Source organism: Micromonospora chersina, assembly GCF_900091475.1.
GTDB classification, from domain to species: domain Bacteria; phylum Actinomycetota; class Actinomycetes; order Mycobacteriales; family Micromonosporaceae; genus Micromonospora; species Micromonospora chersina.
In genome coordinates this window covers 4,325,640-4,347,896 of the sequence record NZ_FMIB01000002.1, presented here as the reverse complement: position 1 = coordinate 4,347,896, position 22,257 = coordinate 4,325,640, and the positions used below count along the sequence as shown (strand labels likewise).

Below are 22,257 nucleotides of genomic sequence, written 5' to 3'. Positions count from 1 at the left end.
AACGCCGAAGGGGCGTTGCACCCTGGCCGCTCCATCGGGAAGGAAATCGGTGTCGCAGATGAACCGCAGGCGGGCGCTACAACTGCTGGCCGCGCTGGGTACCACCGGGCTGGCGGCGGGCTGCGGGTCCGGGACCGACACCGCGGAGGAGACCAAGCCCGGCAGCCCGATCAAGATCGGTCTGATCGTTCCGGGCAGCGGCCCGAACAAGGTCATCGGTGACGAGATCACCAACGGGTTCCAACTCTTCCTCGCCCTCAACGACGGGCAGCTCGGCGGCCACCCGGTGACCGTGGTGCCGGCCGAGGAGGGCGACACCGCCAAGACCGGCCAGGCCGCCGTCGAGCAGCTGCTCAAGGAGGGCGTGCTGGCGCTCACCGGCGTGGTCAGCTCCGTCGTGATGACCGGCATCCGCGACGCCGTGGAGCAGGCGCGGGTGCCGCTGATCGGCTCCAACGCCTCCCCCATCAGCCTCCAGAGCGTCGTCTACATCTGGCGCACGTCGTACGTGCTGAACGAGCCGGGCGAGGCGCTCGGGCAGTACCTGCGGCAGACCCTCGACCCGTCCAGCAGGATCGCCATCTTCGGCACCCAGGGCCAGAGCAGCCGGGACGTCATCGACGGCCTCCGGAACGAGTACGAGCAGGGCGGCCGGCGGCTGACCGAGGAGCCGATCTTCACCCCCGACTACCCCAACCCCGGCAAGAGCGTCTACACGGGCTCGATCCGCAAGGCCCTGGACCGGCGGCCCGGGCCCGACGCGGTCTTCTGCCACTACTCGGGGGCGCAGGCCGTGCAGTTCATCAAGCAGCTCTACGCCCAGGGCTACCGGGGCCCGATCTACGCGCCGGGCTTCCTCACCGAGGGCACCGTGCTCAGCCAGCTCGACGACGGGGAGAAGGGCGAGGAGCGCGCGCTGATCCAGAAGTACGGCATCGAGACCGCGCTGAACTACTCGGCCGACCTCAACAACACGGCCAACCGGGTGTTCGCCTCGGCGTACCGCAAGGCGCACAACGCCTCGCCGACCACCTTCGCGATGGCCTCCTACGACGCCGCGCAGGTGCTGGACAAGGCGATCCGGCTGGTCGGGGGCAACCCCACCCCGCAGCAGGTCAACCTGGCCCTCGGCAAGATCGGCCAGATCGACAGCCCGCGCGGCGCCTGGCAGTTCAACCAGCCGCGTACGCCGCAGCAGAAGTGGTACCTGCGCAAGGTGCAGCTCGACGGCCGGCTGCTCTCCAACGTCGTGATCAGCGAGCTGGCCACGCTCGGCTGACCCTCCCCGCGTACGCGAAACGGGCGGCCTCCCCTCGGGGAGACCGCCCGTTTCTCCTGCGTCAGTGGCGCAGCTCGGCGATGCAGCACTTCACGCTGCCGCCGCCCTTCTTCAGCTCGGCCAGCTCGACCGGGACCGGGTGGTAGCCGGCCGCCTTGAGCTTGCCGGCCAGCCGGGTCGCCTCGCTGTTCAGCACCACGTTGAGCCCGTCGCTGACCAGGTTGAGGCCGAAGGCCAGGGCGTCCTCGTCGTCCGCGATCACCGCGTCGGGGAAGAGCTGGGTGAGCACCCGCTGGCTGGCCGCCGAGAAGGCGCCCGGGTAGTAGACGATGTTCTCGTCGTCGATCGAGGCGAGCGCCACGTCCAGGTGGTAGAAGCGCGGGTCGACCAGGCGCAGCGAGACCACCGGCCGGCCGAGCGCCTCCTGCGCCTCGGCGTGCGCGGCCGTCTCGGTGCGGAAGCCGTGGCCGGCGAGGATCAGCCCGCCGTGCGCCTCCGGCAGGTAGGCGAAGTCGCCCTCACCCTCGTTGGTCTCGCTCGGCGCGATGAACCGCCAGCCGTTCGCCTCGTAGAACGCCCGGTGCGCGGCGGCCTCGGCGTGCCGCTGCTCGTGCTTGAACTGGGCGCCGTAGACCGTGCCGTCCACCACGAACGCGCCGTTCGCGGCGAAGACCATGTCCGGCAGCCCGCGCTCGGGCGTGAGCAGGTGCACCTCGTGGCCGAGACCGACCAGGGTCTCGCGCAGGCGGTCCCACTGCTTGACCGCCAGCTCGGCGTCGACCGGGGCGGTCACGTCCATCCACGGGTTGATGGCGTACTCGACCGCGAAGTGCTCGGGCGAGCACATGAGATATGTCCGCTTTCGCGGGACTCGCTGCTGGTTCACGGTCACCAAGAGTAGGTACGGTACAACTTTGGTAACAGCCACAACCATTGCTTCCCAGAGGCGGAACGTTGCAGATCGACGCGGTTGACCAGCGAATCATTGCGTTGCTCGTGGCAGATGCCCGCGCCTCGTACGCGGACATCGGCACCCGGGTGTCACTCTCCGCCCCCGCGGTCAAGCGCCGGGTCGACCGCCTCCGATCGGCGGGGGTCATCCGGGGCTTCACGGCGGTCGTCGACCCGGCCGCCGTCGGGTGGACCACCGAGGCGTTCGTCGAGCTGTTCTGCGCCGGCCGGACCACCCCCGCCCAGATCGGCGCCGCCGCCCGCCGGCACCCCGAGGTCGTCGGGGCGTACACGGTCTCCGGCGAGGCGGACGCGCTCGTGCACCTGCGGGCCGCCGACATCGCGCACCTCGAGGAGGCACTGGAGCGGCTGCGGGCCGAGTCCTTCGTCACCTCGTCGCGCAGCACCATCGTCCTGTCCCGGCTGGTCGAGTCCCCCGGCGTCGGCCCCTCCTCGGCTTGACCTCAACCGCACTTCAGGTCGTCCACTGGACCGCGGGCGTGGGACAGGACAGCGGGGAGGCGACGTGCGAGCGGTGTGGCTACGGGAGTTCGGCGGGCCGGAGGTGCTGGTCCCGGGACCGGCCCCCGATCCGGTGCCCGGTCCGGGGCAGGTGCTCGTCGAGGTGGCACACGCGAACATCACGTTCGTCGAGACGATGTTCCGGGCGACCGGGTTCGGCCCGTTCGCCGCGACCCTGCCGGTGATCCCCGGCAACGGCGTGGGCGGGACGATCACCGAGGTCGGTCCCGGGGTGGACCCGGCGCTGGTCGGCCGGCGGGTGGTCAGCGCCACCGGCGGCTCCGGCGGGTACGCCGAGCGCGTCGTCGTGGCCCGGGGCGCGCCGATCCCCGTACCGGACGGGCTGCCGCTGGACGCCGCCGTGGCGCTGCTCGCGGACGGCCGGACCGCGCTGATGCTGGCCCGGGCGGCCGCGCTGCGACCCGGCGAGCGGGTGCTGGTCGAGGCGGCGGCCGGCGGGGTGGGCGGCCTGCTCACCCAGATCGCCACCGCGGCCGGCGCGCGGGTGGTCGCCGCGGCCGGCGGCCCCCGCAAGGTCGCCCTGCTGCGCGGGCGCGGCCTCGACCCGGTCGTCGACTACCGCGAGCCGGACTGGACCGACCGGGTCCGGGCCGCCGTGGGCGGGGTGGACGTGGTCTTCGACGGGGTGGGCGGGCCGCTCGCCCGGGCGGCCTTCGACCTGCTGGACCGGGGCGGGCGGATGCTCAGCTTCGGGCTGGCCAGCGGCGCCTGGGCGGACCTCCCCGAGGAGGAGGCCGCCGCCCGCGGGGTGCTCCTGGTCCGCGCCGGCGGCACGCCCGACGAGCTGCGCGCCCTCACCGAGCAGGCCCTCGCCGAGGGGGCCGCCGGCCGGCTCCGGCCGCTCATCGGGCAGCGCTTTCCACTGGACCGGGCCGCCGACGCGCACACCGCCATCGAGTCCCGGGCCACGGTCGGCAAGACCCTCCTCGACGTCCGCTGACGGGCGGCGTCAGAGGTACATGCCGGTGCGGTGCTCCTGCGCCCGGGACGGCTTGTCCCCCTCGCCGAAGAAGCGCTTGCCGCCGAACTCCCCGTGCAGCCGGTCGTCCAACTCGTCGGCCAGCCCGGTCATCACCTGCACGGCGAGCATCAGGTGGGTGGCCTGGAAGTTGCGGCCGAACACCGGGATCGAGGCCCACACCGTGTCGTCGGCGCAGTAGAGCCGGCCGATCGGCATCCGGTTGGTCAGCTCGGAGAGCTTCACGTAGAGACGCTCGGTCGGCTCGACCTCGGTGAGCACCGGGGAGAAGACGTCGACAAGCGGCGGGTTGTCGCGGACCCGCACGAAGACCATCGCCGAGCCGGCGCGGATGTTGATGTCGCCGTCCGAGTCGACCTGCACCTGGTCGGCCTTGGACTTCAGCATGGTGGAGACAACCGTGCGTACCCGCTCCTCCAGGGCCAGCACGTCGTTCTCGCCGGCCTGGGCGGCAGCGGCCGCCGCCAGCGCCTCGTCGAGGTCGGCCTCCACGTCGCGGTCCGGGCCGAACTCGCTGCGCGCGGTGCCGAGCGGCTCCACCGGCAGCGGCTCCCCCTCGGCGTCGTGCACCAGGTAGACCAGGAAGGCGGGGTGCGGGGCGCCGTAGACGTCGCGCAGGGTGCGGGACAGCACGGCCGACAACCGGGTGGCCTCGTCTGCCACGCAGTCCAGGCCGAACTGCTCGCCGGAGCCCGGCACCACACCGGGCGGGGACCAGCCGAGCGCGATCATGTCGGCCACCGCGGCCCGGTCCAGCCGGTAGCCCTGCGGCAGGGTGGCGTTGCCGACCGCCCGGGCCGACAGGCTGCCCTCCTCGCCGGCGTCCACGCTCACCGAGTAGACGGCGTCGCCGGTGCCGGAGGCGGTCGGGTCGAGGGTGACCTCCAGGTGCGCACCGGCGGGCAGGCCGCGAAGCCGTACGGCAAGCGCCCGGGCGAACTCCCGCCAGGCCTCGGTCACCTTGGCCCGCAGGTCGGCCGTGGTCGGCTCGTCCAGCAGGACCGACTCGTGCTGCTCCGGCGTCGCGCCGGCGGGCTCAGCAGCCGGCGCCGAGGGGTGGTCTGCCGTCATGATCGCCTCCGTCCGTCCTCGCCACCCTACCCACGGACGGTGGGGGTCGAATCACCCCGACCGGGATCGGACAGCGGCCGGCGGAGTGCTACCCGGCGGGAGCCGTCCCGTCCAGCTCCACCGGCCAGGTGCCGGCCAGCGCGCTGAGCCGGGCGGCCGCCGCGGCCGGTTCCGCGCCGCGCCCCACGGCCACCCCCAGGAGGTACGCGCTCACCGGCGCCCCCGGGCGCAGCACCTGGTGCGCCACGTCCTTGGCCAGGTCGAGCACGGTCGGCACCGGCACCTTGGCCGGGTCCAGCCCCAGCTCCGCGCAGGCCGCCGTGACCCAGTCGTCCATCACCGTCATCTCGTCCACTCCTCGACCCGGCGTACGTCCTCGTCAGTGTCGCAGTCGAACCAGGGCGGCGGCCCGGACCCCGACCAGGACACCTCCCGCACGGTCGTGCCGGCCAGCAGCCCCCGCACCGGCGCCCCGTCGACGGCGCCGCCGCGCTCGGCGGCCAGCCGGTCCAGGGCGGACCGCAGCGCGCTCACCCGCCACACCGCGCAGAGTTGCTGCCGGCGGCCGTCGCCGTCGACGTAGCAGGCCGTTCCGGCGGACGAGCCGTCGAGCGCGCGCCGCAGCTCGGCCACCGCCGCCGGAGTGAGCAGCGGCAGGTCGGCCGCGAGCAGGGCGACGGTGTCCGTGCCCGGGTCGAGCAGGGCCAGCCCCGCCGCGGTCGCCGCCACCGGGCCGCCGCCGGGCGGCTCCTCACGGGTCACCCGGACCCCCTCGGGCACCGGACCGGCCGGGCCGACCACGATCCGGGTGCCCGCGTCGGCCACCGCCGCCAGCACCCGGTGCAGCATCGGCCGGCCGCCGACCGGGCGGGCCGGCTTGTCCACCCCGCCCATCCGGCGGGCCGCGCCACCGGAGAGCACCACCGCCGCGTACGCCGTCACCGCGCCACGGTAACCGGGGCGGCGTCGCCGTGCCCGGAGCCGGGACCGCGGCGGTGCCGCCGTGCGGGTGGTCCGTCGCCACACGGGCAGCCGGGCCGTGTGGCGTCGCCACGTGGGTGGTCGGGGCCGGGGCGGCGTCGGCGTGCGGGTGTCGCGGGGCGCGGGGCAGGATGGCGGCATGGGACGGGCGACTGACCGACGCGGCGTGCTCCGGATCGACCTCGACGCGGGGGCCGACGGGCGGGCACGGCTGCGCCGGCAGGACACCCTGGTCGTGGAGGAGCCCCTGGAGATCCGGGTGGGTGCGGCCGGGCCCGGCCGGCGCAGGCCGCTCGCGGTGACCATGCGGACCCCCGGCGACGACCTGGACCTGGCGATCGGCTTCCTGCTCACCGAGGGGCTGATCCGGTCGGCCGACGACGTGCGCACCGCACAGCTCTGCGCCGGCGCGGAGACCCCGAACACCTACAACGTGGTCGACGTGGTCCTGGCGCCCGGCGTGCCCGAGCCGGCCACCGACCCGGCCCGCAACTTCTACACCACCAGCTCGTGCGGGGTCTGCGGCAAGGCGAGCATCGACTCCGTCCGGACCCGCTCGCGTTTCGCCGTGGACGAGGACCCGCTCGCGGTGAGCGCCGAACTGCTCGCCGCGCTGCCCGACCGGCTGCGCGCGGCCCAGCGCACCTTCGACCGGACCGGCGGCCTGCACGCGGCCGGCCTCTTCACCGCCGACGGCGAGCTGGTGGTGCTGCGCGAGGACGTCGGCCGGCACAACGCGGTGGACAAGGTGGTCGGCTGGGCGGTCCGGGAGGGCCGTCTCCCCCTCACCGGGCACCTGCTGCTCGTGTCGGGCCGGGCCAGCTTCGAGCTGACCCAGAAGGCGTGGATGGCCGGCGTGCCGCTGCTGGCCGCGGTCTCGGCGCCCAGCACGCTCGCGGCCGACCTGGCCGACGAGGCCGGGATGACGCTTGTCGGCTTCCTGCGCGGCGGGACCATGAACGTCTACACGGGGGCGCAGCGCGTGACCGGATGACCCGGTCACCGGCGCGGACGGCGCTTGCGGGGGCGCAGCACCGGGCCGGCGGTCACCGGCCAGCCGTCCAGCTCGGCGGGGGACAACCCACGGCGCAGCGCGTCGTCGAGGAGCACGGCCAGCGAGTAGCCGGGATGCGCGGCGAGCACCCGTTCCAGGGCGACGGCGGCCACCGCGCCGTGCCCCGCCCGCCAGGCGGCGAAGGCCAGGAGGCTGCCCGGGGCGGCGATCAGCTCCGGCTCGGCCCGGCGCAGCACATCGGTCCAGAGGCCGATATCGGCGTCCCGGCCGTCGGTGCGGGACCAGGCGTGGTCGCGTACGGGGAGGTGGGTGAGGAGCACGGTCAGCCAGGCCACCTCGTCGTCGCCGAGCCGCTCACCCCGCCGGTGCCGGCGGAACGCGGTGCGCACCGCCGCCACCCCGGCCGAGCGGACCGAGGCCGCCTCACCTGCCAGCCCGGCCAGCCGGCGGTGGGCCCGGGCGGTGGCCCGGCGCATGGCCACCCGGACCGGCCCGCCGAGCGGGGACACCTGCGCGGCCAGCGCGGCCCGGTCGGGCAGCGCGACCTGACCGGCGAAGACGGCCGCCGCGCTGACCTCGCTGGCCGCCGGGTCGTACGGGGTGCCCTCGGGCGGGCAGCATTCCGGCTCGGCGCAGAGGTAGGACCACCACCGCCCGTCGGTGACCCGGAGCGCGTCGAGGACGATCAGGCCGGTCCGGTCCAGTGCCTCGCCGACCGCGTCCACGGCGGCCGTGACCCGGGCGGCCGGACCGTAGCCGATCACCGTGGCGGCGTCGGTGCCCTGCCGGGCGACCACCTCGGCCAGGTGCCGGGCGGCCGGACGCGGGTCGACGCCCGGCTCCGGCAGGTCACCCCGGGCGGCGAAGACGACCCGGCGGCCGCGTACCGCCACCACCACGACGCTGTCGGCGGGATGGAAGCCGAGCAGGTACGGCACGGCGGCGACGAGGTCGCCGGGCGAGCGGACGGCGAGGCGGGGACGCTCGGTGGAGTTCATGCCGGGGAGCCTGCGGCGGAGCGATGCCGCCGCGACAGGCCCTGTGGACGACACGCGGGTTGTCCACAGATACGGAGAGTATCGGTCCAGGTCGGCGAGGAGCGGCACGCCCCGGAGCCGGGCACGGCCCGCGCGGGGTCCGCGGACCGGCTACGTTGCGCTCATGGACCTGGCGTACCTGCGGGCACACCCGGAGCACCTGCCGACCTTCCTGACCCACCAGCGGATCCGGGAGACGCCGGTCTCCGGCGGGGACAGCTGCGCCGCGTCCCGGCTCACCCTGGACGACGGGCACTCGGTCTTCGCCAAGACCTGGCCGGAGCACGCGGAACGGGCCGTGCCCGAGGGTTTCTTCGCCGCCGAGGCGGCCGGGCTGCGCTGGCTGCGTGACGCGGGCACGGTCGCCGTGCCGGAGGTGGTTGTGGCGCTGCCGGAGCTGCTGGCGCTCGACTGGGTCGAGCCCGACGAGCCCACCCCGGAGGCGGCCGAGCTGTTCGGCCGCGAGCTGGCCGGGCTGCACCGGGCCGGGGCGCCCGCCTTCGGCGCCGAGTGGCCGGGGTTCATCGGCCTGCTGCCGCAGGACAACACCCCCGACCCGGGCCCCTGGTCGGAGTGGTTCGCCCGGCGGCGGCTCCTGCCGTACCTGCGGATGTCGGTCGACAACGGCGCGCTCACCCGCGCGGAGTCCGGCCCGGTCGAGGACCTGGTCGACCGGATCGCCGAGTTCGGCGGCGACGAGCCGCCCTCCCGGATCCACGGCGACCTCTGGCCCGGCAACCTGCTCTGGGGCGCCGACGACCGGGTCTGGCTGGTCGACCCCGCCGCGCACGGCGGCCACCGGGAGACCGACCTGGCCCAGCTCGCCCTCTTCGGCGGCCCGCCGCACCTCGACCGGATCACCGCCGCCTACCGGGAGGCGTGGCCGCTGGCCGACGGCTGGCGGGAGCGGGTGCCGCTGCACCAGCTCCACCTGCTGCTGGTGCACACCGCGCTGTTCGGCGCGGCGTACCGGGCGGCCGTGGACTCCGCCGCCCGCGCCGCGCTGCGCGGCACCGGACGCGCTACGGTCGACGGGTGACCGCCGCGCCGATGACGACCGACGGGGTCCTCGTCGACCGGTACGGCCGGATCGCCCGGGACCTGCGGGTCTCGCTTACCGACAAGTGCAACCTGCGCTGCACCTACTGCATGCCGGCCGAGGGGCTGCCCTGGCTGGCCGGGCCGCAGCTGCTCGACGACGACGAGATCGTCCGGCTCATCCGGGTGGCGGTGCAGCGGCTCGGCGTCACCGAGGTCCGCTTCACCGGTGGCGAGCCGCTGATCCGCCCGGGCCTGGCCCGCATCGTGTCGGCGGTGGCCGCGCTGGAGCCCCGCCCGCGCATCTCGCTGACCACCAACGGCATCGGCCTGGACCGCCTGGCGCCCACCCTGCGCGCCGCCGGGCTGGACCGGGTCAACGTCTCGCTGGACACCCTCGACCGGTCCCGGTTCGCCGAGCTGACCCGGCGGGACCGGCACGCCGACGTGCTGGCCGGGCTGGCCGGCGCGGCGGCGGCCGGGCTGACCCCGGTGAAGATCAACTCCGTGCTGATGCGGGGGGTCAACGACGGCGAGGCGCCCGCGCTGCTCCGGTTCGCCCTGACCCACGGCTACGAGCTGCGGTTCATCGAGCAGATGCCGCTGGACGCCCAGCACGGCTGGGACCGGTCCACCATGGTCACCGCCGAGGAGATCCTCGCCGCCCTGCGCGCCGAGTTCGTCCTGACCGCCGACCCGGGCGAGCGGGGCGCGGCCCCGGCCGAGACCTGGCTGGTGGACGGCGGGCCGGCCCGGGTCGGTGTGATCGGGAGCGTGACCCGGCCGTTCTGCGGCGACTGCGACCGGACCCGGCTCACCGCCGACGGCCAGGTCCGCAACTGCCTCTTCGCCACCGAGGAGTCCGACCTGCGCGGCGCGCTGCGCGCCGGGGCGGACGACGAGGAGCTCGCCCGGCGGTGGCGGGCCGCGACCTGGGGCAAGCGGGCCGGGCACGGCATCGACGACCCCACCTTCCTGCAACCCACCCGCCCCATGTCGGCGATCGGAGGCTGACCGGTGCAGCTCACCGTCCGCTATTTCGCCGGCGCGCGGGCCGCGGCCGGCCGCGCCGAGGAGAACGCGCCCGCCGGCCGGTCGCTCGACGAACTCCTCGACGAGCTGACCGAGCGGCACGGCGATCGGCTGGCCGTGGTGCTGAAGGCGGCGAGTTTCCTGGTCGACGGGCTGGCCTGCCATGATCGTCAGGCACCGCTGCCGGCCGGGGCGACGGTGGACGTGCTGCCGCCCTTCGCGGGCGGCTGAGGAGGCTCCCGTGCTGGCGATGGCGACTTTCGTGGGCTTCGCTGTGCTCGTCACCGCCCTGATCCACCTCTACCTGTGGAAACGGCTGGTCCGCGACACCACCCGGCCGGGGCGCTGGCGCAGGGCCGGCGGGGTGGCCGCGCTGCTGCTGGCGCTGCTCGTGCCGGCGACCATGGTGGGCACCCGCAACGGCTCGTACTGGCTGGCCTGGCCGGGCTACCTGTGGCTGGCCCTGATGTTCTACCTGCTCGTGCTGCTGCTGGTCCTCGAAGTGCCCGTGGCGGTGGCGAAGCTGGTGCTGCGGCGCCGCGAGCGGGCCGCGACCGGCGCGGCCGGCGAGCCGGCGCCGGTGCCGGCGGGTGGCACCGGCCGGGCGGACACCGCCACGACGGGCAACGTCGCGGAACCGGCGGCGACCGGCCCCACCGCCACGTCGCCCGTCGCGCTCGCGGAGCCGCCCGCCGCGCCGGTGGAGGTGGGGTCCGCCGAGCCGCCGGTCGCCGGGGACAGCGGGCCGCGGGCCGCGGGGGGCCGGCCGGACCACGACCCGTCCCGCCGGTTGCTGCTCGCCCGGGGGGCCGCGATCTTCGCCGGGCTCACCGCCGCGGGTGTCACCGGGTACGGCGTACGCACCGCGATGGGACCGCCCCGCCTGGACCGGGTGCGGATCCCCCTGGCCAGGCTGCCCCGGAGCATGGACGGGCTGCGCATCGCCACCGTCTCGGACATCCACCTCGGGCCGCTGCGCGGCCGGGCGCACACCGAGCGGATCGTCGCGATGATCAACCGGCTCGACGCCGACCTGGTGGCGGTCGTCGGTGACCTGGTCGACGGCTCGGTGGCCGAGCTGGGCGCGGCCGCGGAACCGCTGCGCGACCTGCGCTCCCGCTACGGCAGCTTCTTCGTCACCGGCAACCACGAGTACTACTCCGGCGTGGAGGAGTGGGTGCGGGAGGTGGACCGCCTCGGCCTGCGGGTGCTCCAGAACGAGCGCCAGGAGATCCGGGCCCGGGGCGGCGTGCTGGACCTGGCCGGCGTCAACGACGTCACCGCCGCCGGCACCGGGCTGGCCGCCCCCGCCGACTACGCCGCCGCCCTGGGCGACCGCGACCCGAGCCGGCCCGTGGTGCTGCTGGCCCACCAGCCGGTGGCCGCGCACGAGGCCGCGAAGTTCGGCGTGGACCTCCAGCTCTCCGGGCACACCCACGGCGGCCAGATGGTGCCGTTCAACCTGCTGGTGAAGCTCCAGCAGCCGGTGGTCTCCGGGCTGGGCGAGGTGGACGGCACCAAGGTCTACGTGACAAACGGCGCCGGCTTCTGGGGCCCGCCGGTCCGGGTGGGCGCGCCACCGCAGGTGACCCTGGTCGAGCTGCGCGCCCCATAGCGCGTCCCGGCCGCCCGGTCCAGCACCGCATTGCTCAGGTCACGCGTACGCGTGGCGGCGGGCGGGCAGGGGACCGGCCGTGACAGGATGCGGCGTGCCTCCGTTCAGCGCCGCACCCCCCGGTGGCCTCCCGCCATTCGTCGCGGATCTGCACATCCACTCGAAGTACTCGCGCGCGTGCAGCCGTGACCTGACCCTGCCGAACCTCGGCTGGTGGGCCCGACGCAAGGGCATCGGCGTGCTCGGCACCGGTGACTTCACGCATCCCGCCTGGTACGACCACCTGCGCGAGACCCTGCACCCGGCCGAGCCGGGCCTCTACCGGCTCAGCCCGGAGGCGGAGCGGGACATCGCCCGGCGGCTGCCGCCCCGGCTGGCGAGCGAGGCGGAGGCGGACCCGGTCCGGTTCATGCTCAGCGTGGAGATCTCCACGATCTACAAGCGGGACGACCGGACCCGGAAGGTGCACCACCTCATCTACCTGCCGGACCTGGACGCGGTGGCCCGGTTCAACGCCGCGCTGGGCCGGATCGGCAACCTGGGCTCGGACGGCCGCCCGATCCTCGGGCTGGACTCCCGCGACCTGCTGGAGATCACCCTGGAGGCCAGCCCGGACGGCTATCTGGTGCCGGCGCACATCTGGACGCCCTGGTTCTCCGCGCTCGGCTCGAAGTCCGGCTTCGACGCGATCGCCGACTGCTACGCCGACCTGGCCGAGCACATCTTCGCCGTGGAGACCGGCCTGTCCTCCGACCCGGAGATGAACTGGCGGGTCGGCAGCCTGGACCGCTACCAGCTGGTGTCGAACTCGGACGCGCACTCGCCGCCGGCGCTGGCCCGGGAGGCCACCGTCCTGAACTCGGCCCGCGACTACTTCGCGATCCGCGAGGCGCTGCGCACCGGCGACGGGCTGGCCGGCACCATCGAGTTCTTCCCGGAGGAGGGCAAGTACCACGCCGACGGGCACCGGCTCTGCGGGGTGAACTGGTCCCCGGAGCGCACCCGGGAGGCCGGCGGCCGCTGCCCGGAGTGCGGCAAGCCGCTGACGGTGGGCGTACTGAGCCGGGTGGCGGAACTGGCCGACCGGCCCGAGGGGCACCGGCCGGCGCACGCCCGGGAGGTGACCCACCTCGTGCCGCTGGCCGAGATCCTCGGCGAGCTCAACCGGGTCGGCGCGCGCTCCAAGAAGGTCGAGGGGAAGCTCCACGAGCTGATCGCCGCGCTCGGCCCGGAGCTGGACATCCTCACCCGCACCCCGCTGGACGAGATCGGCCGGGTCGGTGGTGAGCTGCTCGCCGAGGGCATCGGCCGGCTGCGCCGCGGCGAGGTGCGCCGGGTTCCCGGCTACGACGGCGAGTACGGCGTGATCACCCTGTTCGACCCGGCCGAGCTGGGCTCGTCGGCCGGGGGCGGCGGCCAGGACGCGCTCTTCGACGTACCCGTGCCCGCGCAGCGGAAGCCCGCGGAGCCGGCGCCGAAGCCGAAGGCCCGGCGCCCGGCGGCGGCCAAGGCGGAGCCGAAGCGCAAGCCGGCCCCACCGCCCCCGCCACCGATCGCGCCGGCGCCCTCCCCGCACGAGCCGTTCGAGCCGATGCTCGCCGGGATGGAGGAGGTCGGCACGGGCCTGCTGGACCGGCTCGACGCGATGCAGCGGGTGGCGGCCTCCGCGCCGGGCGGTCCGCTGCTCATCGTGGCCGGACCGGGCACCGGGAAGACCCGCACGCTCACCCACCGGATCGCCTACCTCTGCGCGGAGCTGAACGTCTTCCCGGAGCAGTGCCTGGCGATCACCTTCACCCGGCGGGCCGCCGAGGAGCTGCGGCACCGGCTGGACGGGCTGCTCGGCCCGGTGGCCGAGGACGTCACGGTCGGCACCTTCCACTCGCTGGGCCTGACCATCCTGCGGGAGAACGCGCAGGCGGCCGGGCTGCCGGCGGACTTCCGGATCGCCGACGACGCCGACCGGGCCGCCGCCCGCGCGGAGGCCGGCGACGACGACGAGCGGTACGCCGCGCTGCTGCGCAAGCGGGACCTGGTCGACCTGGACGAGCTGCTCACCCTTCCGGTGGCGCTGCTGAAGGGCGACCGGAAGCTGGTGAAGGAGTACCGCGAGCGCTGGAAGTGGATCTTCGTCGACGAGTACCAGGACGTCGACGCCGTCCAGTACGACCTGCTCCGGCTGCTCAGCCCCGCCGACGGCAACCTCTGCGCGATCGGCGACCCCGATCAGGCGATCTACTCGTTCCGGGGCGCGGACGTCGGCTACTTCCTGCGCTTCTCCCAGGACTTCACCGACGCCCGGCTGGTCCGGCTGAACCGCAACTACCGGTCGTCGGCGCCGATCCTGGCGGCCGCCGTGCAGGCCATCGCGCCGTCGTCGCTGGTCCGCGGCCGGCGCCTCGACCCGGCCCGGCTCGACCCGGAGGCCCCGCTTGTCGGTCGCTACGCCGCGACCTCCGTCGCGGACGAGGCCGATTTCCTGGTACGAACCATCGACGACCTGGTCGGCGGCCTCTCCCACCGCTCGCTGGACTCGGGGCGGATCGACGGGCGGGCCACGTCGCTGTCCTTCTCCGACATCGCGGTGCTCTACCGCACCGACTCGCAGGCCGCGCCCATCGTGGACGCGCTGGCCCGGGCGAACATCCCCGTGCAGAAGCGCTCGCACGACCGGCTGCGCGACCGGCCGGGCGTGACGGCCATCGCCCGCGAGCTGCGGCACGCCGGGCTCGACGGCTCCCTGCCCGCCCGGGTACGGCTGGCCGGCCAGCTCGTGGCGGAGCGCTTCGCCGTGCCGACCCTCGACGGCTCCGGCGCGGTACGCCCCGAGGACGTCCGCGCCGCTGTCGACCTGCTCACCCCGCTGGCCCGGCGCTGCGGCGACGACCTCGGGCTGTTCCTGGCCCAGCTCGCGACCGGGGCGGAGGTGGACGCCCTCGACCCGCGCGCCGAGGCGGTCACCCTGCTCACCCTGCACGCGGCAAAGGGGCTGGAGTTCCCGGTGGTCTTCCTGGTCGGCGCCGAGGACGGGCTCCTGCCGCTGCGCTGGCCGGGCCAGGAGCCGGACGACGACGCGGTGGCCGAGGAGCGACGGCTGTTCTTCGTCGGGCTGACCCGGGCCCAGGACCGGCTCTACGTGAGCCACGCCGCCCGGCGCACGCGGCACGGGTCGGAGCGCGAGTGCCGCCCCTCCCCGTTCCTCGACGTCATCGACCCGGGGCTGTTCGAGCGCTTCGGCGACACCGAACCCCGCCGCCCGAAGGACCGCCAGCTCCGGCTGATCTGAGCCTCGACGCCGGCTCGCCGGGGGGTCGGGATCCCGATTCAGCTTGGTGAGCCGGCGGCATCCCGACCTCACGGCGCCGAGCCGGCGCGGCCGGACCGACCCCGGTCACGCGAGCAGGACCGCCAGCCAGGCGCCGGCCAGGATCGCCGGGCCGAACGGGAGCGGGGTGTCCCGGCGGACCCGGCGGGTGGCCAGCAGGACGAGGACGACCACCCCGTTCAGCAGGTGCGGGAGGAGCAGGCCGAGGCCCAGGGCCGGCCAGCCGAGCCAGCCGAGCGGCAGGCCGAGCGCGGCGGCGAGCTTGACGTCGCCGAAGCCGAGGCGCGAGCCGGGGAGCAGGGCGAGCAGCACGTACGCGGCGAAGGAGACGGCCGCGCCGGCGAGGGCGGTGAGCAGTCGTTGCGGGGTGCCGCCGGCCAGCGCGACCGGGACCAGGCCGAGCGCGGCCGCCGCCGAGGCGGCCACCAGCGGGTCGGGCAGCCGCAGGCAGGCGAGGTCGGCGAGGGCGAGCGCCAACCCGACCGTGGCCACCGCCAGGAACGCCGGCAGCGCCGGGTCACCGCCCCGCGCGACCGCGAGCCCCCCGAACACCAGCGTTCCGGCCAGCGCCGCCGCCCCGAGCCGGCCGGTCCGGAGGTCGTCGTCGGGGCGCCCGCTGCCGAAGGCGACACTGGCCAGCTCATGGCCGGACACGGGACCAACTGGCCCGGCGGACCGGACGGCCGGCGTCGCGGTGGTGAAGACCCGGGCGAGCGGGACGGCGGCCCGGCCGGCCAGCGCGCCGAGGAGCGCCACACCCGTCACCAGCCAGGCCGACACGGGCCGGAACGTTACCGGCGGGCCGCCTCCGGGGCCGCCCCGTCGACGGCTGGTGCCGCGGACCGGCGGGGCCGCTCGGTGCTCACCACCACCGCGACGCCGGCCACGATCACCGCCCCGCCGAGCAGCACCTGCGCGGTCACCGGCTCGGCGGCGAGCAGGGCGCCGAGCGCCACCGCGACCGCCGGGTTCACGTACGCGTAGGTGGAGACCAGGGAGATCGGGGCGTGGGCCAGCAACCAGACGTACGCCGTGAAGGCCACCAGCGAGCCCGCCACCATGAGGTAGACCAGCGCCGCCCACGAGCGGCCGGTCACCTCGGCGGGGGAGAAGCCGTGCAGCTCGCCCCGGACCGTGGCGATCACGGCGAGCGCCGCCGCGCCGGCGACCATCTCGTAGACCGTGGCCACGAACGGGTCGTCCGGCATCCGGATCCGGTTCGAGAGGTACGAACCGACCGACCAGCTGACCGCCCCCGCGACCACGGTCAGCGCGCCGACGAGCGGCACGCTCCCCGACCCGCCGCTCGGCAGGACGAGCAGCACGAGACCGACGAAGCCGAGGGCCACACCGGCGAAGGTCCACGGCCGGGGCCGGTCGCCGCCGGCCGTCCGCAGCAGCACCACGAGGAGCGGGACGGTCGCCACCAGCAGCGCGGCGATGCCGGAGGGCAGCGCCGTGCCCTCGGGGCCGGACTCGGCCAGCACCACGAGACCGTTGCCGCCGGCCAGCAGCAGCACGCCGACCAGCGCGGCCGACCCGAGCTGCCGCCTGTCGACGCGGAGCGCGCCGGGCCCCCGGCGCAGCCGCAGCGCCAGGGCGAGCACCGCTCCGGCGGCGGCGAACCGCAGCGCGGCGGAGGTGAGCGGCGGCAGGGACTCGACGGCGACCCGGATGCCCAGGTAGGTCGAGCCCCAGAGCACGTAGACGAGGACCAGCGCGGTCCAGATCAGGGCCGGGCGGGTCGGGACGGCGGGGCGGTCGGGTGCGGACGTCGCACTCGTGGGGCGTGAGCTCATCGGTGGACCACGCTACGGTGACCACGGCGTCGGCGTCCCCCGTTGGTGGCCGGCCTCTCAGCACTGGCGTACGCAGGAGGGCGTTCATGTCGAACTTCGGACCACCGGGCGGCGGCTCCCCCGAGCCGTGGGGTGGGCGGCGCCCCGACGACGGGTACGCGCCGCCGGCCGATCCGCGCTACGACCCGGGGTACGGCGGACAGCCGGGCGGCTGGGGCGAGCCACCGACGCAGCACTACGAGCCGCCCGCCCAGCGTTACGACCAGCCGACCCAGAGCTACGACCCGGCTCCCGCCTGGAACGCCGGCCCGCCGCCCGCCGCCCCGCCCTACCAGGGCTACCCGGCCGACCCGGGATACGCCGGGCAGCCGCCGTACGCCGAGCCGACGCCGCCGAAGCGCGGCAAGGGGCCGCTGCTCGTGGTGCTTGTCGTGCTGGCGGTGCTGCTGCTCGGCGGCGCCGGCGCGTACTGGGTGCTCGGCCGGGACGACGCGACCCCGACGGGCGGGACGGCGTCCTCCTCCGCGCCGGCCGCCGGGCCGACCGGGGCGGCGAGCGAGCCGGCCGACGCGGCGACCACCCCGCCGGCCCCGGCGTCCTCGACCGACCCGCGGTTCGTGAAGGCGGGTCAGTGCGTGGCCAACGAGGGCGGCTCCGCCCAGCCGAAGCTGGTGATCACCGAGTGCGGCGCGAAGACCTACCAGGTCCTGCGCCGCATCGACGGGTCGACAAGCGGCAAGAAGGACGCCGAGGCGAAGTGCGCCAAGGTCGAGGGCTACACCGACTGGTACTTCTTCGACAGCCAGCTCGACACGCTCGACTTCGTGCTCTGCCTCAAGCGGCGATAGGACCGGTAGCCAAAACTAGGGCTGTCTAGCTTGAACGCTAGACAGCCCTAGTTTTGTCTCGACGGTCCCGACACGCGGTAGTCGCATCTACGCATGTCTAGCCCCGCCGCTAGACGGCCCGATACTGTGCGATTCGTGGATCCGGTCCGCAACCCGTACGCCCCCGGCGCCGGCCAGCGCCCGCCCGAACTCGCCGGGCGGGGGCGGGAACTGGACGTCTTCGACGTGGTGCTGGAGCGGATCGCCCGCGGCCGGCCGGAACGCAGCCTCATGCTCACCGGGCTGCGCGGCGTCGGCAAGACCGTCCTGCTCAACACGCTGCGCTCACAGGCCATCAACCATCTCTGGGGCACCGGCAAGATCGAGGCCCGGCCCGACCAGTCGCTGCGCCGGCCGGTCGCCGCCGCCCTGCACATGGCGGTCCGCGAACTGGCTCCCCGGCACCGCGCCCCCGACCGGATCGACGCCTTCCTCGGCGTGCTCAAGGCGTTCGCCCAGCGGGCCGCGCCGGCCGGGCGCGGCGGGGCCGCCCCGAAGCTGCGCGACCGCTGGCAGCCCGGCATCGACGTGCCGGCCAGCAGCGGCCGCGCCGACTCCGGGGACATCGAGATCGACCTGGTCGAGCTGCTCACCGACGCCGCCGCGGTGGCCACCGACGTGGGCACCGGCATCGCGATCTTCATCGACGAGATGCAGGACCTCGGCCCTGAGGACGTTTCCGCGCTCTGCGCCGCCTGCCACGAGCTGTCCCAGCTCGGCGCGCCGCTCATCGTGGTGGGCGCCGGGCTGCCGCACCTGCCGGCCGTGCTGAGCGCCGCGAAGTCGTACTCCGAGCGGCTCTTCCGCTACCAGCGGATCGACCGGCTGGACCGCATCGCCGCCGACCAGGCGCTCTGCGCCCCCGCCGAGCGGGAGGAGGTCGAGTACGAGCAGAAGGCCCTCGACCTGCTCTACGAGAAGTCCGGCGGCTACCCGTACTTCGTCCAGGCGTACGGGAAGGCCACCTGGGACCATGCGCCCCGCTCGCCGATCACCGCGGCGGACGTCCGGGTCGCCGCGCCCGAGGCGGAGGCCGAGCTGGCGGTGGGCTTCTTCGGCTCCCGGTTCGAACGGGCCACCCCGGCCGAACGCGAGTACATGCGCGCCATGGCGACGCTCGCGCTTGTGGACGGGGAGGAGAGCGGCCGCGACGACATGGACGCGGCCGTGCCGACCGCGGAGATCGCCCGCGCGCTCGGCCGCAAGCCGGCCAGCCTCTCGCCGGCCCGGGACGCGCTGATCAAGAAGGGGCTGATCTACTCCGGCGAGCGGGGGACGGTCGCGTTCACCGTCCCGCACTTCGGCCGCTACCTGCGCACCCAGCCGGCCTGACCGCCGGTCAGACCTTGGACCAGGGCGCCGGGAAGACCACCTCGCCGGACGGGGGCGGCGGCTCGTCGCTGGTGGACGGCGGCAGCACCAGCGCCTGCCACGGCTCCCCCAGCCCCGACCACGGGCTGGTCAGCCCCAGCCGGTCCGCCGGGCCGAACCCGAACCGGCGGTAGTACGCCGGGTCGCCCAGCACCACCACCAGCCGCTCGCCCAGTTCGGTCGCGGCGTCGAGGGCGGCCTGCACCACGGCCGCGCCGTGCCCGATCCGCTGCCGGTGCGGGGCGACCGCCACCGGGCCGAGCGCCAGCGCGGGCCAGGTGCCGCCGTCGGTGCGCACCCGCACCCGGGTGAGCAGCGCGTAGCCCACCACCTCGCCGCCGTACTCGGCGACCATGGCCAGCTCCGGGATCCAGGCGTCGCTGCGCCGCAGGTCCTCGACCAGCCCCACCTCGGGCGGGGTGGTCACCTCGGGGCGGGCGAACGCGGCGGCCAGCACCCGGGCGACCGGCGCCTCGTCTGCCGGGTCCTCCGGTCGGAGTCGCAGGGTCGTCACCCGCGCGACCTTACCGCGCGGAGGCCGTCCATCCGCGACGGTCGCTGAAATCAATACCGCGCGGACGTCCACGTCGGCCGATCCCTTTCGGGTGTTGCAGGGGTGCCGAGCGCCGCGACGGGGTATGACTGAGCCATGAAGCCCGTGCGCTCCCTCGCCCGCGTCATGTTGAGCGGCATCTTCGTGGTCAGCGGCGCCCGCAACCTGCGGAACCCGGGACGGCTCGTCCCGGCCGCGCAGCCGATCACCGACAAGGTCACGCCGCTGATCCAGAACCTCAACCCCCGCCTGCCCACCGACACCGCGACGCTGGTCCGGGCCAACTCGGCCACCCAGCTGATCGGCGGGCTGATGCTGGCGACCGGCAAGTTCACCCGGCCGGCCGCGCTCGTCCTCGCCGCCACCCTGGTGCCGACCACCGCCGCCGGCCATCCCTTCTGGAACAACGACGACCCGGCGGCACGGAACAACAACCAGATCCACTTCCTGAAGAACCTCGGGCTCTTCGGCGGTCTCCTGCTCGCCGCCGCCGACACCGAGGGCAAGCCGGGGCTCCGCTGGCGCACCGGCCACCGGATCAACCACTCGCGCCGCTCGGTGCAGCGCGCGGTCCGCACCGCCCGCCGCGAGGCGAAGATCGCCGTACGCTCGGCGGCCACCGCCCGTCGAATCCCAGGCTGACCTGCATCTATACGGCCACCACCCCCCGCAAGGCCACCAATCACCTGAACCGTCCGAGACCCGTTAACCCGGCGGAAATGTCAAAAACACGTGTGGGATCGGACACGGTCGCATAACGCGGGAGGCAGTGACGTGAGGCGCCGTTCTAGGCTCCGTGCTGGACCTGGACGGGCAGGACGACGACCTTGGTACGGGGGTGGCCACGCCATGCCGACGACAGTCGGTAGACGGACGGACCGCCTCGCTCCCCTCCAGCGCGTGACGCGGGGGATCGACCGCAGGACGGCCACCCGGACCGGCATCGTGGCCGCCGTGGCCTACGCCGCCTGGCTCGCCGTCGGCGCCTTCGGGCGACCGTACAACTTCTTCGACATGAAGATCTACCACGGTGCCGTCGTGTACTGGGCGAGCGGCAACGAGCTGTACGACTTCATCGCACCGTCGACCACCCTGGGCTTCACGTACCCGCCCTTCGCCGGCCTGGCCATGCTGCCGATGTCCTGGCTGCCGGTCGACGCCGCCGGCTGGCTCAACGCGCTGGCCAGCATCGCCGCGCTCGCCGTCGTGCTGGCCGCGCTGCTGCGCCCGATCGTCGACCGGCTCGGCTGGTCGCTCTGGTTCACCGTCGGCATCGCCACCCCGCTTGCCGCGGCCATCGAGCCGTCCCGGGAGACCCTCGGCTACGGCCAGGTCAACCTGCTGCTCTTCGCGCTGATCATGGCGGACCTGGTCGGCCTGCGCTGGCGGGCCCGCCGCGGCACCCACTACGAGACCGCCGACTCGGCGCTGGCCCGGTTCGTCTACAGCGGCGCCTGGGCCGGGGTCGGCATCGGGCTGGCCACCGCGGTCAAGCTCACCCCGGCACTGTTCGTGGGCTACCTCGTGATCACCCGGCAGTGGCGGGCCGCCCTCACCGCGGTCGGCACCGCCGTCGGCGTCACCATCGCGACGTTCGGGCTGGTCGGCGCCGAGTCGCGGACCTACTTCACCAGCGTGCTCTGGCAGACCGAGCGGGTGGGCGCGGCGGACATGACCGCCAACCAGTCGCTCGCCGGCCTGCTGGCCCGGCTGTACGACTCGATCGACACGCCCGGCCTGCTCTGGCTGGCGTTCTCGGTGCTGATGCTGGCGCTGGGGCTGTCCCGGGCGGCAAGTGCCCGCGCCGACGGGGACGAGCTGACCGCGTTCACCCTGGTCGGGCTCACCGCCAACGTGATCAGCCCGATCTCCTGGTCACACCACCTGGTCTGGGTCATCCCGGCCGTCATCGTGCTGGCCGACGCCGCGGTACGCCGCCGCGAGGCCACCCGTGGCCTGCTGCCCCGGGCCACCGCCACGCCGCCGGCCACCGGAGTGCCGGCCCTGCGCCCGCCCATCTGGTACCCGACCCTGACCGGGCTCCGGCACGGGGTCGGCGCGCTCGGGCTCTACCTGCTCTTCCTGATCTCACCGATCTGGCCGTACGAGCACCAGCTCCCCGAAGTGTCCCACTACCAGGACGGCCTGTTCGGCGCGCTCATGGAGAACTCCCTGGCGATCGCCCTGATCGTGCTTGTCGCGGCACTGCCGTGGCGGCCCGGCGCCGAGCCGGCGTTCTACCACGACAGGCTCGCCCGGACGGCACAGCTCGCCGCCCGACGCTGACCGTCAGGGGCAGTTCACCCACTCCTCGGTCCCGTCGGCGAACACCTGCCGCTTCCAGATCGGCAGCCGCGCCTTCACCTCGTCGACCAGCCGCGCGCAGGCCGCGAAGGCCGCCGCCCGGTGCGCCGTGCTGACCGCCGCCACCAGGGCCACATCGCCGATCTCCAGCGGACCGATCCGGTGCGACACGGCCACCGCGTACACCTCCGGGTCGGCGGCGACCTCGGCCGCCACCTCGCGCAGCACTGCCTCGGCGGTCGGGTGGCCCTCGTACTCCAGCAGATCGACCGTGCGGCCGTGGTCGTGGTCGCGGACCACGCCCTGGAACGAGACCACGGCGCCGGCCCGGCGGTCGGCGACCGCCGCCTCGTGCGCGGCCAGGTCCAACGGCCGGTCCGTCACCGCACCGAGGACCACGCCCACCTTCCCCGGCTCACTCCTCGCGCTCACCACGCCGCCTTCCGTTCGCGACTGCGGGGCTCGCAACCCCGGCTC

Annotated in this window: 22 protein-coding genes; 13 read left to right on the top strand and 9 right to left on the bottom strand. The window is 74.9% G+C overall.

The genetic code is table 11. The features are described from left to right. The first annotated feature begins 49 nt into the window (after positions 1–49). Positions 50–1,279, top strand: a complete 1,230-nt coding sequence (locus GA0070603_RS20205) for an ABC transporter substrate-binding protein (protein WP_091316419.1) — start codon at positions 50–52, stop codon at positions 1,277–1,279. A gap of 61 nt (positions 1,280–1,340) precedes the next feature. Here GA0070603_RS20205 and ddaH read toward each other — a convergent pair whose 3' ends face one another. Then, positions 1,341–2,174: a dimethylargininase gene (gene ddaH / locus GA0070603_RS20200; protein ID WP_341864936.1), complete on the bottom strand. Its 834-nt coding sequence runs from the start codon at positions 2,172–2,174 to the stop codon at positions 1,341–1,343. Between the two features lie 59 nt (positions 2,175–2,233). Between ddaH and GA0070603_RS20195 the strand changes: the two genes are divergently transcribed. Together GA0070603_RS20195 and GA0070603_RS20190 are read left to right on the top strand one after the other, a co-directional pair. After that, entirely contained in the window at positions 2,234–2,692 is a 459-nt protein-coding gene (locus tag GA0070603_RS20195) for an Lrp/AsnC family transcriptional regulator (protein ID WP_091265141.1), read from the top strand. 64 nt (positions 2,693–2,756) lie between these two features. Further along, the gene (locus GA0070603_RS20190; protein ID WP_091316414.1) at positions 2,757–3,713 is read left to right on the top strand and encodes a zinc-binding dehydrogenase; all 957 of its coding nucleotides are present in this window, start codon (positions 2,757–2,759) and stop codon (positions 3,711–3,713) included. A 9-nt stretch (positions 3,714–3,722) separates the two neighbouring features. On the opposite strand, the gene GA0070603_RS20185 is transcribed toward GA0070603_RS20190, so the two are convergent. The 3 genes from GA0070603_RS20185 to mobA all read right to left on the bottom strand — a co-directional run bounded on the left by GA0070603_RS20185 (position 3,723) and on the right by mobA (position 5,765). Beyond that, entirely contained in the window at positions 3,723–4,823 is a 1,101-nt protein-coding gene (locus GA0070603_RS20185) for a T3SS (YopN, CesT) and YbjN peptide-binding chaperone 1 (protein ID WP_091316411.1), read from the bottom strand. Between the two features lie 88 nt (positions 4,824–4,911). Beyond that, positions 4,912–5,169: a DUF6457 domain-containing protein gene (locus GA0070603_RS20180; RefSeq protein ID WP_091322140.1), complete on the bottom strand. Its 258-nt coding sequence runs from the start codon at positions 5,167–5,169 to the stop codon at positions 4,912–4,914. Next, positions 5,166–5,765 carry a molybdenum cofactor guanylyltransferase gene (mobA, locus tag GA0070603_RS20175; protein ID WP_091316408.1) on the bottom strand — a complete coding sequence of 200 codons (600 nt, stop codon included), beginning with the start codon at positions 5,763–5,765 and terminating at the stop codon, positions 5,166–5,168. Before mobA ends, GA0070603_RS20180 begins: the two co-directional genes overlap by 4 nt. Positions 5,766–5,943: 178 nt before the next feature. Here mobA and fdhD point away from each other — a divergent pair, with 178 nt between their 5' ends. Then, a complete protein-coding gene (gene fdhD, locus GA0070603_RS20170; protein ID WP_091316404.1) occupies positions 5,944–6,798 on the top strand; it encodes a formate dehydrogenase accessory sulfurtransferase FdhD in 855 nt (284 codons plus the stop codon). A gap of 5 nt (positions 6,799–6,803) precedes the next feature. Here the strand turns inward: fdhD and GA0070603_RS20165 are convergent, their stop codons facing one another. Next, positions 6,804–7,817: a DUF4192 domain-containing protein gene (locus GA0070603_RS20165; RefSeq protein WP_091316402.1), complete on the bottom strand. Its 1,014-nt coding sequence runs from the start codon at positions 7,815–7,817 to the stop codon at positions 6,804–6,806. Between the two features lie 163 nt (positions 7,818–7,980). On the opposite strand from GA0070603_RS20165, the gene GA0070603_RS20160 reads away from it, so the two are divergent. The 5 genes from GA0070603_RS20160 (at position 7,981) to GA0070603_RS20140 (ending at position 14,827) form a co-directional block, all read left to right on the top strand. Then, positions 7,981–8,895 (top strand): fructosamine kinase family protein, encoded by a 915-nt coding sequence (locus GA0070603_RS20160; RefSeq protein ID WP_091316400.1) that lies wholly within the window; start codon positions 7,981–7,983, stop codon positions 8,893–8,895. 11 nt (positions 8,896–8,906) lie between these two features. After that, positions 8,907–9,908 (top strand): GTP 3',8-cyclase MoaA, encoded by a 1,002-nt coding sequence (gene moaA / locus GA0070603_RS20155; protein ID WP_244282736.1) that lies wholly within the window; start codon positions 8,907–8,909, stop codon positions 9,906–9,908. 3 nt (positions 9,909–9,911) lie between these two features. Continuing rightward, on the top strand, positions 9,912–10,157 hold the full coding sequence (locus GA0070603_RS20150; RefSeq protein ID WP_091316394.1) for a MoaD/ThiS family protein: 246 nt from the start codon (positions 9,912–9,914) through the stop codon (positions 10,155–10,157). Between the two features lie 10 nt (positions 10,158–10,167). Continuing rightward, positions 10,168–11,541, top strand: coding sequence for a metallophosphoesterase (locus GA0070603_RS20145; RefSeq protein WP_425270458.1), 1,374 nt, complete (start codon positions 10,168–10,170; stop codon positions 11,539–11,541). Positions 11,542–11,635: 94 nt separating this feature from the next. Then, the gene (locus tag GA0070603_RS20140; RefSeq protein WP_091316391.1) at positions 11,636–14,827 is read left to right on the top strand and encodes a UvrD-helicase domain-containing protein; all 3,192 of its coding nucleotides are present in this window, start codon (positions 11,636–11,638) and stop codon (positions 14,825–14,827) included. 105 nt (positions 14,828–14,932) lie between these two features. Here GA0070603_RS20140 and GA0070603_RS20135 read toward each other — a convergent pair whose 3' ends face one another. Together GA0070603_RS20135 and GA0070603_RS20130 are read right to left on the bottom strand one after the other, a co-directional pair. Next, the gene (locus GA0070603_RS20135; RefSeq protein WP_091316389.1) at positions 14,933–15,646 is read right to left on the bottom strand and encodes a prepilin peptidase; all 714 of its coding nucleotides are present in this window, start codon (positions 15,644–15,646) and stop codon (positions 14,933–14,935) included. 11 nt (positions 15,647–15,657) lie between these two features. Continuing rightward, complete coding sequence (locus GA0070603_RS20130; RefSeq protein WP_091316386.1) at positions 15,658–16,665, bottom strand: EamA family transporter; 1,008 nt, start codon at positions 16,663–16,665, stop codon at positions 15,658–15,660. A gap of 86 nt (positions 16,666–16,751) precedes the next feature. Between GA0070603_RS20130 and GA0070603_RS20125 the strand changes: the two genes are divergently transcribed. Then, positions 16,752–17,513 carry an LppU/SCO3897 family protein gene (locus GA0070603_RS20125; protein ID WP_091316384.1) on the top strand — a complete coding sequence of 254 codons (762 nt, stop codon included), beginning with the start codon at positions 16,752–16,754 and terminating at the stop codon, positions 17,511–17,513. Between the two features lie 135 nt (positions 17,514–17,648). Continuing rightward, positions 17,649–18,884, top strand: a complete 1,236-nt coding sequence (locus GA0070603_RS20120) for an ATP-binding protein (protein ID WP_091316382.1) — start codon at positions 17,649–17,651, stop codon at positions 18,882–18,884. A gap of 7 nt (positions 18,885–18,891) precedes the next feature. Here the strand turns inward: GA0070603_RS20120 and GA0070603_RS20115 are convergent, their stop codons facing one another. Further along, positions 18,892–19,437: a GNAT family N-acetyltransferase gene (locus tag GA0070603_RS20115; RefSeq protein ID WP_091316379.1), complete on the bottom strand. Its 546-nt coding sequence runs from the start codon at positions 19,435–19,437 to the stop codon at positions 18,892–18,894. 135 nt (positions 19,438–19,572) lie between these two features. Between GA0070603_RS20115 and GA0070603_RS20110 the strand changes: the two genes are divergently transcribed. Together GA0070603_RS20110 and GA0070603_RS20105 are read left to right on the top strand one after the other, a co-directional pair. Then, on the top strand, positions 19,573–20,118 hold the full coding sequence (locus GA0070603_RS20110) for a DoxX family protein (protein ID WP_091316377.1): 546 nt from the start codon (positions 19,573–19,575) through the stop codon (positions 20,116–20,118). A gap of 207 nt (positions 20,119–20,325) precedes the next feature. Then, complete coding sequence (locus GA0070603_RS20105) at positions 20,326–21,762, top strand: glycosyltransferase 87 family protein (RefSeq protein ID WP_091316375.1); 1,437 nt, start codon at positions 20,326–20,328, stop codon at positions 21,760–21,762. A gap of 3 nt (positions 21,763–21,765) precedes the next feature. Here the strand turns inward: GA0070603_RS20105 and GA0070603_RS20100 are convergent, their stop codons facing one another. Continuing rightward, positions 21,766–22,185, bottom strand: a complete 420-nt coding sequence (locus GA0070603_RS20100) for a molybdenum cofactor biosynthesis protein MoaE (protein ID WP_091316373.1) — start codon at positions 22,183–22,185, stop codon at positions 21,766–21,768. Between the last annotated feature and the right edge of the window lie 72 nt (positions 22,186–22,257).